At 68.2% G+C, this 12,909-nt stretch carries 10 protein-coding genes; 3 read left to right on the top strand and 7 right to left on the bottom strand.

Translation table 11 applies throughout. The features are described 5' to 3' along the window. The first annotated feature begins 188 nt into the window (after positions 1-188). Positions 189-2,306 carry a RecQ family ATP-dependent DNA helicase gene (locus ACWDUA_RS16385; RefSeq protein WP_449752060.1) on the top strand — a complete coding sequence of 706 codons (2,118 nt, stop codon included), beginning with the start codon at positions 189-191 and terminating at the stop codon, positions 2,304-2,306. A 741-nt stretch (positions 2,307-3,047) separates the two neighbouring features. Here ACWDUA_RS16385 and ACWDUA_RS16390 read toward each other — a convergent pair. Beyond that, positions 3,048-3,473 carry an HIT family protein gene (locus ACWDUA_RS16390; RefSeq protein WP_449752061.1) on the bottom strand — a complete coding sequence of 142 codons (426 nt, stop codon included), beginning with the start codon at positions 3,471-3,473 and terminating at the stop codon, positions 3,048-3,050. 230 nt (positions 3,474-3,703) lie between these two features. Here ACWDUA_RS16390 and ACWDUA_RS16395 point away from each other — a divergent pair, with 230 nt between their 5' ends. Together ACWDUA_RS16395 and ACWDUA_RS16400 are read left to right on the top strand one after the other, a co-directional pair. Beyond that, positions 3,704-4,708 (top strand): DNA adenine methylase, encoded by a 1,005-nt coding sequence (locus tag ACWDUA_RS16395; RefSeq protein ID WP_449752145.1) that lies wholly within the window; start codon positions 3,704-3,706, stop codon positions 4,706-4,708. A gap of 5 nt (positions 4,709-4,713) precedes the next feature. Continuing rightward, the gene (locus ACWDUA_RS16400; RefSeq protein ID WP_449752062.1) at positions 4,714-5,562 is read left to right on the top strand and encodes a hypothetical protein; all 849 of its coding nucleotides are present in this window, start codon (positions 4,714-4,716) and stop codon (positions 5,560-5,562) included. A gap of 10 nt (positions 5,563-5,572) precedes the next feature. Here ACWDUA_RS16400 and ACWDUA_RS16405 read toward each other — a convergent pair whose 3' ends face one another. From ACWDUA_RS16405 to ACWDUA_RS16430, 6 genes are all read right to left on the bottom strand, one after another. Continuing rightward, a complete protein-coding gene (locus tag ACWDUA_RS16405) occupies positions 5,573-7,060 on the bottom strand; it encodes an ATP-binding protein (protein ID WP_449752063.1) in 1,488 nt (495 codons plus the stop codon). 13 nt (positions 7,061-7,073) lie between these two features. After that, positions 7,074-7,790 (bottom strand): response regulator transcription factor, encoded by a 717-nt coding sequence (locus ACWDUA_RS16410; protein WP_449752064.1) that lies wholly within the window; start codon positions 7,788-7,790, stop codon positions 7,074-7,076. A 102-nt stretch (positions 7,791-7,892) separates the two neighbouring features. Beyond that, the gene (locus ACWDUA_RS16415; protein WP_449752065.1) at positions 7,893-9,104 is read right to left on the bottom strand and encodes a winged helix DNA-binding domain-containing protein; all 1,212 of its coding nucleotides are present in this window, start codon (positions 9,102-9,104) and stop codon (positions 7,893-7,895) included. A 47-nt stretch (positions 9,105-9,151) separates the two neighbouring features. Beyond that, on the bottom strand, positions 9,152-9,553 hold the full coding sequence (locus ACWDUA_RS16420; protein ID WP_449752066.1) for a RidA family protein: 402 nt from the start codon (positions 9,551-9,553) through the stop codon (positions 9,152-9,154). 46 nt (positions 9,554-9,599) lie between these two features. Next, positions 9,600-10,913 (bottom strand): lipase family protein, encoded by a 1,314-nt coding sequence (locus ACWDUA_RS16425; RefSeq protein ID WP_449752146.1) that lies wholly within the window; start codon positions 10,911-10,913, stop codon positions 9,600-9,602. Between the two features lie 226 nt (positions 10,914-11,139). Then, positions 11,140-12,705 carry a carboxylesterase/lipase family protein gene (locus ACWDUA_RS16430; RefSeq protein WP_449752067.1) on the bottom strand — a complete coding sequence of 522 codons (1,566 nt, stop codon included), beginning with the start codon at positions 12,703-12,705 and terminating at the stop codon, positions 11,140-11,142. Positions 12,706-12,909 lie beyond the last annotated feature (204 nt).

Consider the following 12,909-nt stretch of genomic DNA (forward strand, 5'->3'; position numbering starts at 1 on the left):
AGCGACGGTGAGCGTGGTGTGACCGGTCGCGGTGTGACCGGTCAGGCGCCTCGCCCGGCTGCACGACGGATCTGCCCGGTGCCCGGGACTTCCCGGCCGTGACGGGTCGGGGCGCATCCGCCGGGATTGTCCACAGGTCATCGACGCAGGTCGCGGCGGTGTCGGTGCGCGGGACTAGATTGGTGCCCATGACCGGGGTGGAAGTGCTCTCAGAGTCCGACGTCGCGGCCGCGGGTGCGGTGATCACCAACCTGGCCGGCCCGCAGGCGCAGCTGCGCGATGATCAGTGGGAGGCCATCACCGGTCTCGTCGGCGCCGAGCGCGCCCGGGTGCTGGTGGTGCAGGCCACCGGCTGGGGCAAGTCGGCGGTGTACTGGTCGGCCACGGCCATCCTGCGCTCCCGGGGCACCGGGCCGACGCTGATCGTCTCCCCGCTGCTGTCGCTGATGCGTGATCAGGTGGCCGCCGCCGGACGTGCCGGGTTGTCGGCGGCCACGCTGAACTCGTCGAACATCGACGAGTGGGGCGAGATCGAGGCGGCATTGCGGTCCGGTGACCTCGACGTCCTGCTGGTGTCGCCGGAGCGGCTGGCCAATCCGGGTTTCGGGCGCCGGGTCCTCGACGCGATGGCCGGGCGGCTGGGCCTGCTCGTGATCGACGAGGCCCATGCCATCTCCGATTGGGGACACGACTTCCGCCCCGACTACCGGCGCGTCGCCGACGTGCTGCGCACACTCAACCCGTCCACCCCGGTGCTCGCGACCACCGCCACCGCCAACGAGCGGGTGACCGCCGACGTCGCCGCACAGCTCTCCGCGGATACCGACGGCACCGACCAGACCCTGGTGCTCCGCGGGCCGCTGGCCCGGAAGTCGTTGCAGCTCAATGTTCTCGACGGGCTTTCCCCCATCCAGCGATATGGCTGGGTGGCCCAGTACCTCTCCGCCCTGCCCGGATCCGGGATCGTCTACGTCCTGACCGTCGCCGACGCCGACCGGCTGGTCTCGGCCATCCAAGCCGTCCACGGGGATTCACTGCCGGTGGCCGCCTACACCGGACAACTCGACGCCGACCGGCGCCACGCGCTCGAGGACTCCCTGCTGCGCAACGAGGTGAAGGCGCTCGTGGCGACATCCGCACTCGGAATGGGTTATGACAAACCGGATCTGGGTTTCGTGGTGCACGTCGGGTCACCGCCGTCCCCGGTCTCGTACTACCAGCAGGTGGGCCGTGCCGGTCGCGCCCTCGACGACGCGGTGGTGATGCTGCTGGCATCGGCCACCGACGACGCGGTGTGGGAGCACTTCGCGACGTCGACCATCCCCGACCCCAAGCGGATGACCGCACTGCTCGATGCCCTGGCCGCCGCCGACGCCCCGATGTCGGTGCCCACGCTGGAGGCCGAGACCGGGCAGCGCCGAGGGCGGATCGAGTTGATGCTCAAGCAGCTCGCCGTCGACGGCGCCACCGAGCGCGGCCAGGACGGTTGGACGTCCACCGGCAAGCCGTGGACCTTCGACGCCGCACACTACGACGGCGTGCTGGCGGTCCGACGCCGCGAGGCCGACATCATGCGTTCCTACGTGCACGGCCGACAGTGCCTGATGCAGTTGCTCACCGAGTCACTCGACGATCCCGACGCCGCGCCGTGCGGGCGGTGTTCGGTGTGCCGCGGCCAGTTCAGCGAGTCCCTGTCCGCCGACGTCGATCCGGCGATCGTGCGGTCGGTGACGGTGAGCCTCCGACGCTCCGCCCAGATACTGGAACCCCGAAAGATGTACCCGGGCGGCGCTTTCGGCAAACGTGGTCGAATCCCGATGGAACTGATGGCATCACCGGGAAGGGTGCTGGCGCATGCCGACGCCCCGGAGTGGTCGGATCTGCTGGCGGCGGCACGCGACCACGACGCGCAGGCACTCGCCGATCTCGGCGATGCCGCGGTCGCCACGCTGGCGGCCTGGGGCCGTGAGGGCGGTAGACGCGCGGATGTGATCTGTTCGCTACGGCTGACCGGGACCACACTCGCCGAGGATCTCGCCGCACATCTGTGTCGGGTGGGCCGGCGTCCGGGCACGACGATGACGGTGCGGATGGGTGATCCGCCGTCTCGGGACCTCCCGGGTGCCGCGGAGGCAACGCACTGGGCGCAGCGGCTGGGCCCGGCCCCCGACGACGTCGCCGGTCAGGTCGTGTTGCTGGTGGTCGACGAGAGCCGCTCCGGCTGGGCGGTCACGTTGGCCGCGGCCGCCCTCCGCGAGGCAGGTGCGACCGCAGTGCTCCCGCTCCTGATCCATCGGACCGTGTAGCCCGGTGGTCACGACCCGCCCCGGCCGCCCACAGAGCGCACCACCATGGGTGGTCGAGCCGGGACCGAGCATCGCGAGGACCCGAGTCGAGACCCAGCGACCCGACACTGTCCAAAACCACCACCCCACCAAACACACACGCCTCGTCGCTGCGCTCCTCGACGGCTCAACCACCGTTCTTTGGTGGTCGAGCCGGGACCGAGCATCGCGAGGACCCGAGTCGAGACCCGGCGAGCCGACACTGTCCCCACCCACCCCAGCAGTTGGTCACCACCCGACATCGGCCAACCGAGGTTTCGACGCGCCTCGTCGCTCCGCTCCTCGACGGCTCAACCACCAAAAACGCTCCCCACCCCCATCGATGGTCGAGCCGGGACCGAGCATCGCGAGGACCCGAGTCGAGACCCGGCGAGCCGACACTGTCCAAAACCACCTCGGAGGTGGTCACCACCCGACATCAGCCGACAGAGGTTTCGACACGCCTCGTCGCTCCGCTCCTCGACGGCTCAACCACCGTTCTTTGGTGGTCGAGCCGGGACCGAGCATCGCGAGGACCCGAGTCGAGACCCGGCGAGCCGACACTGTCCAAAACCACCTCGGAGGTGGTCACCACCCGACATCAGCCGACAGAGGTTTCGACACGCCTCGTCGCTGCGCTCCTCGACGGCTCAACCACCAAGAACACACGCCTCGCCGCTCCGCTCCTCGACGGCTCAACCACCGAACAGGGCGCCGATCGACTCAGTCGTCGACGTACTCGCGGTACCCCGTGGCGATGAGTGCGGCGCGGATCTTCTCCGCATCGGCGTCGAGTTCTTCGGGGGTGATGTCCTTGCGGGCGTTGGTCAGGTCGAAGGTTTCCATGCTCAAGGCGGGGAACACGTGGACGTGCACGTGGGGGACCTCGAGGCCGGCGATCAGCATCCCCATGCGCGGGGCGCCGAACGCCTCCTTGACCGCGCGGCCGACCTTCTGGGCGACGTCGGTCAGGTGGGTGAAGGTCGCGGTGTCCATCTGCTCCCAGTGGTCGACCTCCTTGCGGGGCACCACCAGGATGTGGCCGGGGGTGACGGGCTCGATGGTGAGGAAGGCGACGGCCAGGCCGTCGCGCCAGACGAACCGACCGGGCAGTTCTCCGTTGATGATCTTCGTGAATACCGACGACATGGCAACCAGTCTATGGGTCGCCGGTGGCGAGGTTCGCGGCATTCATGCCAGGTTGCGACCAATGCCTCAGGCACACCACCGCGTGTTCACCGACGTGTTGGGTAAAAGTTGTCGGGGGGCCGTGACATTCTTTTCTGGTGAGTCGCCGAACCCCCAAGTCCACCCGCGCCCGCAGCGCCGCATCGACCGACGTCGTCGGCGCGGCGCAGTGTTTTCCCCGGTTGCGGTACATGGGCTCGAAGTATCGGCTGTTGCCGCATCTCGAGCGCACTTTCGCCGAACTGGGCGGTTCCACCGCGGTGGATGCGTTCTCCGGGTCGGGGGTGGTCTCCTATCTGCTGAAGGCTCAGGGCTTCGCGGTGGCGAGCAACGACTTCCTGAACTTCCCGCACATCATCACGCGAGCGACGGTCGCGAACTCGTCGGTGCGGTTGGAGCCGGAGCTGGTCGAGGAGATCTGCGGTCCCCCGGCCGACGACAGGGACTTCATCTCGTCGACGTTCGACGGGCTGTACTTCGACGCCGAGGATCGGGCGTTCCTGGATTCGGCGTGGTCGCACATCGACCGGCTGCGCGGGTACCGGCGTGACCTGGCGATCTCGGCGTTGGTGTTGTCGGCGGCACGCAAGCAGCCGCGCGGGGTGTTCACCTTCACCGATTCGAGCCGCTATGCCGATGGTCGGCGCGACCTGAAGATGTCATTGCGGGATCATTTCCGGTTGCGTTCGGTGGCCGAGTACAACGCGACGGTGTTCTCCAACGGTCTCCGGCACCACAGCTCGTGCGGGGACGTGTTCGACCTGGACACCGAGCGGGCGCTGGGCGGCGCCCCGGATCTGGTGTACCTCGATCCGCCCTATGCCCCGCCGACCGACGACAACGACTACATCAAGCGCTACCACTTCCTGGAGGGGCTGTCGGCCTACTGGAAGGGCATGACGATCATGGAGAACACCAAGACCAAGAAACTACCGAAGCGGTACACGCCGTTCGCCTACAAACACACCATCGAGGACGCGCTGGTGCGCACCTTCGAGCATTTCGAGGATGCCGGGGCGATCGTGCTCTCGTACTCGTCGAATGCCCTTCCCGGGGCCGATCGGATCGTCGACCTGCTGGGCAAGGTCAAGCCGTCGGTGGAGGTGATCGCGATCGACCACAAGTACAGCTTCGGGACGCATGCCGCGGCAACCCGCCGCGATGTCAGCGAGTTCCTGTTCATCGGGCGGGACTGATCCCGGTGACCGCCGCCGACGCCGTCCCCGATTTCGACGAGTACCTGACCACGTTGGGACGCTTGACTTCTCATGTGGATCCCACCGAGTCGACGCCGGAGACCGAACATCTCACCGCCGCGACCGCGAGCCTTGGCGACATGCTGGTGACCGACATCGTGGGTCTGTCGGCGTGGGTGCGTGACCATCCGGCCGATGTGCCGGTGCTGGGGCTGGCGATCGGGTTGTCGCAGGAGAAGCTCAAGAACGTGCTCCGCGACCGGTTCGGCACGTCCGGTTGGTACGGGCTGGCACGCGCGAAGCCGGTGGAACTGGTCACCTGGCTCGACGCCGAGTTCGATCTGGTGCGTCTGCTGGAGACGCAGATGCACCGCACCTACACCTTTGCCGACATCCTGGTGGCCCGGGCCGGAACCCGCGTGACCGCGACCCGCGCCGGGGCGTCGGGGCGTCGAATCGAGGACGAGATCGAGGACATCGCCCGCGATCTGGGGCTCTCGTATGTGACCCGGTCGCGGTTCACCGGCCGCAACGGCCGCACCGCGCCGGCCGACCTGATCGTCGGCGACGAGGCGTCCGCCGACATCGTGGTGGCCGCCAAGGGATTCGACTCCACCGGCTCCAAGCTCACCGACGCGGTCCGCGAGATCGAGGAGATGGCCGAGGTCCGGTTGCCGCGGCAGGTCGTGCTCGCCGTCATCGACGGAATCGGTTGGAAATCACGCCAATCCGATCTCCGCCGAATCCACCGGCTGTGGGAGGACCAGCAGATCGACGGCATGTACACGCTGGAGGGCCTCGATCGGTTCCGTACCGACCTCACCGAGTTCGCCCGGTTGCGGCGTCTGATCTGAGAAGGGCTCGTCAGTCCACCAGCAGCGGTAGCCGCACCCAGAACCTCGCACCCTGGCCGGGCGCGGAGTCCACGCCGACCTGCCCGCCGTGGGCACCGACCAAAGCCGACACGATCGACAGACCCAGGCCGCTGCCACCACCGTTCCCGCCCCGGGATCGTGAGCTGTCACCGCGGTAGAACCGTTCGAAGACCTTCGCCTGCTCCTCGGCGGTGAGGCCCTGACCGGTGTCGGTCACCGTGATCACCACATCGGGCCGGCGGGGAGCGCCCGACGGTCCGGGCTCCGGGGACTGGTCCACACCGAGGCCGACGGTGATCGCCGCATCGGTCGGGGTGTGCACGACGGCGTTGTTCACCAGGTTTCGGATCACCTGCACCAGCCGCGCGGCGTCGCCGAGCACCATCGGCGGGCACTCGGACGGAATGACCTGCAACCGGATGTCGCGGTCCGGGGCGGCGGCCCGGGAGGCCTGCACAGTGTCGGCGGCGAGCATCATCATGTCCACCGGTTCGGAGCTCAGCGGGCGCTGCGCATCCAGACGGGCCAGCATGAGCAGGTCCTCGACCAGCAGGGTCATCCTGCCGGCCTCGTCGTCGATGCGCCGCATCGCGTCCCCGGCGTCGCTCACCGCACCCTGCCGGTACAGCTCGGAGAACCCCTTGATGGAGGTCAGCGGGGTCCGCAGTTCGTGGCTGGCGTCGGCGATGAACCGGCGCATCTTCTCCTCGGAGTGACGTGCCTGTTCCTCGGATCGCCGTGCCTGCTGTTCGGAGGCCGCGGTGGCGGCGAAAGCATGCTGGATCTGCCCGAGCATGGTGTTCAGCGAGCCGGACAGGCTGCCCACCTCGGTGTTCGGCGGCCCCGGGTCGACCCGCATGTTGAGGTTGCCCGCCGCGATCGCGTGCGCGGTCTCCTCCACCCGACGCAGCGGGCGCAGGCTGGAGCGGACCAACAGATAACTGAGCACGCCGAGCAAGGCCACCACGCCGGCGCCGGTGCCGAACTGCAGCCACACCAGCCGCGAAATGGTCTTGTTGACGTCGGTCAAGGGGACCGCGACCACCGACGAGCCGTCGGGGGACACTCGCTTGAGGACACGCCAGTGGGGTCCGTCGCCGTCGGCGGAGTCGACGGTGATCGGCTCGACGCTGCCCTCACCGAGCCCGCTGAGGTCGGGCTGATCGGTGAAGTCGGAAGAGTTGGTGATGACCGCGCCGGTGTCGGTGGTGATCTGCACGAAGTACGACGACGGGGGGCGACGCGGCCCGATGGGTGGGCCCGGCTGAGCCCCGGACTCGGGGATGCGCGGCTTGGCCCAGGTGTCGACGGCGCTCGCCAGTCCCTGGTCGGTGCGGTCGGTGAGGTTCTGCCGCATCGCCGAGGTCACCGCGATCCCGGAGACGAGCAGACCGACGGCGACGAGCACCAGGGTCAACGCGACCAGCGAGATGCGAAGTGGAACACCGCGGCGGATACCGCGCACTGAGTTCGTCATGTCGGCGTCGCACTCAGCGCGGCTCGCGCATCACATAGCCGACGCCGCGCAGGGTGTGGATCAGCGGGGTGATGCCGGTGTCGAGCTTGCGACGCAGGTAGGACACGTACGATTCGACGACATTGACCTCGCCGCCGAAGTCGTAGTTCCACACATGATCGAGGATGCGTGGCTTGGACAGCACGGTTCCCGCATTGACCATGAAGTAGCGCAGCAGGGTGAATTCGGTGGGCGACAACGAGATCAGCTGCCCGTTCTTCCACACCTCGTGGGTCTCGTCGTCGAGTTCGATGTCGGCGAAGGTGATTCGCGACGATTCCTTGGCACGCTCGTCGAATCCGCTGCGCCGCAGCAATACCTGCAGCCGGGCGACGACCTCTTCGAGGCTGAACGGCTTGGTGACATAGTCGTCGCCACCGATGGTCAGGCCGTTGATCTTGTCCTCGACGCTGTCGCGCGCGGACAGGAACAGCGCGGGGGCGGCGATACCGTCGGCACGCAGGCGGCGCAGCAGCCCGAAGCCGTCCATGCCCGGCATCATGACGTCGAGGATCAGGACGTCGGGTTTGACGTTGCGGCAGCGGTCGATGGCCTCGGGACCGCCGGCAGCGGTCTCGACCTCGTAACCCTGGAACTTCAACGACACCGACAACAACTCGCGGATGTTGACCTCGTCGTCGACGACGAGCACTTTCGCGCCTTGGCTGCTTCCCTGACCCTTGTCACTCACGAGAACCACCTCACACCCTCAGTCTGCCACCGGACTGGACTCGGGCTGGGAGCTTCCTGTGAACGATGACCAGGACCGATGCGCTCACCGGCTTCACTGTACTCAACTCCGGCTGCGCAGGGCCTGGAGGAACGGCGGCGGGTAGCCGGGGGTGAATCGCACCTCCCCGAGCCACTCCCGGAGATCGGCGACGCGGGCGTCGACGACCCGGCGGGCAGGTGCCGGCAACGTCTCGAACAGGTGGGTCCCGATTCCCGGTTCCCCGGTTTCCACGTCCGTTCGATACCAGCCGCCGACGATCCGTCCGTCCCACCAGATCGTCTGGCCGCCGTTGCCGTTGCGGTCGAAGACTTCTTCGGCGTGCGCACCGAGATAGAAATCGCGGATCTTGTGGCCCATCGTGGTGGGATCGAGTTCGGGCAGCAGCAGGGCCTGCGGGGCGACGTCCTCGTCGTCGAGGGTGTCGACATCGTCGGCGAGGACCAGGCCGACGGACCCGTCGTCGAGATCGACCTCGGTGACCTCGAGCTCCGAGAGCGCTTTGCGCACTACGGTCTTCGTGGAGCCCAGCCACCAGACGAGGTCGGTCTCGGTGCCCGGACCGAAGGTGGCCAGCCAGCGCCGGATGAGGTCGACGTGTGCGGCGACCGGGTCGGCCGGCGCGAGCGGCTCACCGAGCCAGCTGGTCATCGACGACCAGCGGGGCCTCGATCGGTGCCACTCGGCGTCGTTGGTGGCGCGCACGATCTCGCCGCCTGCACTCATCAGGTTGAGGATTCGGGGCAACAGCGGACTCGGTCCGCCGTAGGACTTTCCGGGGCTGACGATCACGCTGCGATCGAATTCGGTGAGTTGTGAACGGATCTCACCGGAGGTGAGCGTGTCGCCGTCGGCGAGAAGACCGGCGACGGCGGTGCGGGCGGCGTCGATCCACTCGTCCGGGTCGCCGAATCCCTCACCGTCGCGCAGGTGGCGGCGCAGGTTGGTGCGCTCGGACGCCACCACCCGGGACCCGATGGCGCCCACCGCGTCTCGCAGCAGGGGTCGGGGGACGACGAACAGGGTGCGGCGCATCGCGAGTTGTTTGACCAGCGTGCGGTCGGTGTAGAGCGCGGCGTCGAGGTCGGCGGTGGTGAATCCGTCGGACAGTCGCGCCCAGGCGCTGAGGTAGACCGTCGACGGCGTGGTGGCGTGCAATCCCACCATGTCGTCGGCGACGGTGACGACGTCGGCACCGCGGTGGTCGGCGGCGAGATGATGGCGACGCAGCAGCCGGTTGCGACGCTGCCGGTCGGTGATCTGCGGGCGGGTCATCTGCGGCTCGTCTCGGCTCGGTGACGTGGGAACGGTGGAGCCCTGACCTATGCCGGTGGTGCGGCGACGGCCTCGATCTCGACCACCTGATCGTCGTAGGGAAGAACGGTGACCCCCATCATCATCGCGGGCGGCGGTACGGCGTCGCCGAACCCGGCGGTGATCGCCTCCCAGGCCACGATGAGGTCGGCCTGCAGGCGTTCGGCGACGTAGACGGTGAGTTTGGCGACGTCACCGAGGGATGCGCCCTGCTCGGCGAGCACCGTGATGAGGTTGCGCAGGCAGGCTCGGGTCTGCTCGACGACGTCGCCCGGGGCGATCACCGAGCCGGCGGTGTCGAGCGGGGCGATCCCCGCGGTGAAGATCAGCGGACCGGCCGAGACCGTGGCGCTGTAGGGGAATCCGCCGTCGTGCAGGGCGGGCGAGGAGTTCAGGCGCACGCGGGACATGTCGCGAGTCTACGTACGCTCGAACCCGATCGGGGTCGGGTACCGATCAGCTCTCCAGTCGTGCCGACATCCAGTCGATGGTCTGCATGCCGAACAGGTCGGTCCCCCAGCCGTACATGTTCGTGAGGAAGTGCACCATCGAGCAGTCGGTCGGCTGGTAGTCCACCCGGGTGCCGCCCCGACGGTAGGTGGTGGTCAGCGCACGGGCGTCGGCCGCCGGGATCAGCGACATCGGCGAGTCGTCGCGGGCACACGAGGCGATCAGCACCGGTGCGTCCGGGCTGCGGGTGCCCAGCCGGTTGTCGCGGTAGACGTGCTGGAACTCGGGGATGTCGGCGGGACTGCGGTTGCCGGTGAACAGGGTTCGCAACGGCACGAACGGGGTGCCGAAGTAGGCCGGGGTCTGGCACTGGGTGCGGAAGACGTCGGCGAGCGCCCTGCCCGCAGGGGTGAGTTGGTCATCGATGCGCATCTCCGGGTACCGCGGTTCCAGACCGAGGAGGGTGGCGAAGGCGAAACCGGAGCCGAGTGAACCGTCGGCGGTGCGGATGAAGTTGCGCTGGTCGACCACCATTCCCTCGAGTACGGTGCCCTTGATGTTCAATTCGGGCGCATAGTGTGCCGCGTTCTCCGCGGCGAAGGCCGCACCCACCCCACCACCGGCGACACCGAACAGCGAGATCGGGGTGGCGGCAGGCAGTTTCGCCGGCTCGTGGGCCATCGCCGCACGCAGACCGTCGAGCATCATGTTGGCAGCAGCCTTGCCGGCGAAGACACCGTGCGGACGGGGGTCTGCGTTGTTGCCGACGTCGGAGACCATCACCGCGTAGCCCTTGCCGAACATCTGGGCCAGGGGCCCGAGTGCCGACCACACCGCACCGTCGAGCGGGTCGCCGCCGGTCATCATGGCGGAGGGATGACAGTAGGCACCGACGCTGTCGTTGGCGTACTGATAGCCGACCAGCTTGCGGTTCGTGCGGCCGTCGCGCGGGACCATCAGGATGCCGGTGGAGATGTCGGGCTCGTCGTACAGTCCCCGACTGACGTACATCAACGTGTAGGCGTCGAGGTCGCCCGGGCGGAAGCCGGTGAACTGGACGTCGACTTTCTTGGCCTTCAACAGTGTGCCCGGCTTCTCGTCGCCGCGCAGGGCGGGCTCACTGTAGAAGGGATCACCGGAGACCAGCGGGGTGAGGATCTCCTGCGGGCTCGCCCTCCGCCCGGAGGTGAACGTGCCGACCACGTACCCGTTGAACACCTCGCCGGGCTGCGGCGTGCGATTGGGTGGCGCGGCGTCGGCCCTGGGTGCGACGGCCACACCGGCCATCACCCCCGACACGGCCAGGGCCGCGGTGAGCATGGCGAGCAGGCGTCGGGCCCACGTCGTCGAAACGAGCGCAGCCGATCGTCCGGCCTTCCTGGACAGGGACATCCCCGTGATCCACCTTCGTCCTCGGTGATCCCTCCCCCGACCGAGGTCACACAGCGTGTGCAGTGACGACCACTCCTTACCCAGCGGTAAGAAATGGTTGAGACGGAACAGTAACTGCGTCTCAGGTCAGATGCAAGTCGGCCCGATCACCGCGTCACCGGAAGCCCAGGGCGACCTCTCCCCACGTCTGCCGCAGCGCACCGTCGAGATCGTCGACGACGCGATCACCAGCCCCGATGACCATGGTCGATCGCCGTTCCGTGGTGTACGCGGGCCACGGGATCCCCGACCCGTTTGCGCCGGAACCGCTCGTCTCCGGCCCGTTCGCCAGGGCGGTGCCGTCGACGAGATCCGGCGCCTCACCGCGTACGAACGCACCCCAACGGGCCAGCATCCGCGCCGACAATGTCTCGGCGGTCCCCCGCCCGCCGAGACGATAGGTGATGTCGCGCTTGCCGATCGAGATGTTGCCCCACATCAGCCCCAATTCGGCGGCGTGGGTGGCGCCCAACCTCATCACCCGGAACATCGGTGGGGCCCAGTCGAATCGGTACAGATACACCGGGGCGATCCGCGAATGCGGTTCGGCCACCCACAGTGCGGGCATCCGGAATGCGAGGTCCCGGGCGATCCCGACACCCGCCGCGGATTTCCTTCTTGGATAGAGGGATTCGATCAGACGCTCATCCGGGATGGGGAGGTCGGGGCGCTCGTCGGCGAGCCGCACGAACATCCGGCGCAGGACGTCGAGGTCGATCGGCATCAGCGGCGACTTCATGTACTTGAACACCGTGGCCTCGTCGCGGTTGCTGCCGATCAGCAACGGCACCGGCAACGACTCCCCCGCCGCGAACACGTCCATCGGATGCCGCGGCAGCAGATCGCCGTCGACCGTGGGCGTGTAGGCGAGAATGCCCGGATTCGACTGCGGCACCTCGGCAAATGCCGACATCCCGGCCTCGACGAGGTGTTCGGCGGTCGCATCGCGCAGACCGACCGGTATCCCCCGGTGCAGCAGGTCGGCGACGACGGCCATCCGGTCGGCGGTGAAGATCGTGCTGGCGGGGGAACTCTGGGAGATCGCCCGCGCGAACAGTCCCGCCGCGGCGGGCGTGGCGAGCAGCGTGGTGACCATGCCGCCGCCGGCCGACTCGCCGGCCACCGTCACCTGTGCCGGGTCGCCTCCGAACCCGGCGATGTTCTCGCGCACCCATCGCAGCGCCGCGATGGCGTCGCTGAGCGCCGCGTTCGTCTCCGCGTCGTCGAGAACCGTTCGCATGTCGGCGAATCCGAATGCCCCGATCCGATAGTTGACGGTCACCACGACGATTCCCGCGGCCCGCGCCAACGCGGTGCCGTCGTAGAGCGGTTGACTGCCCGACCCGTAGACATAGGCCCCGCCGTGCAGCCACACCATCACGGGCAGTGCGGAGCCGTCGGTCTCACTCGGCGACCACACGTTGAGGAACAGGCAGTCCTCGTCCATCACCGCATCCGGGCCGAGTCCGACCACCGGGATCAGCAGCTGCGGACACACCGAACCGGGACGGTCGGCGTCGACGATGTCGGTGTGCACGGGCGCGGGTTGCGCCCGACGCCATCGGTTCTCACCGACCGGCGGCGCAGCGAACCGCATGCCCCGCCACACCGTCACGGGCCCCTCCACCACACCGCGATAGGGCCCGGAAGTGGTCTCGACCACCGCAGATCTGCTGTTCACCGGTCCATCATGCGGTACCCGGGTCGGTACCGCCGCCGGATCGAGCTTGTCGCAGGCCGGTGTACACGATGATCGAGCCGACGAGGAGCGCAGCGACGAGACGAGTCGAAACCTCCGCAGACCAAGCACCCAAGCCGACCACGAGGCGGTCACCCCCCAACCCAACCTGCAGAGATCTCGACACGGGTCCTCGCCCTTCGGGCT

The organism is Gordonia sp. NPDC003376, from assembly GCF_053589235.1.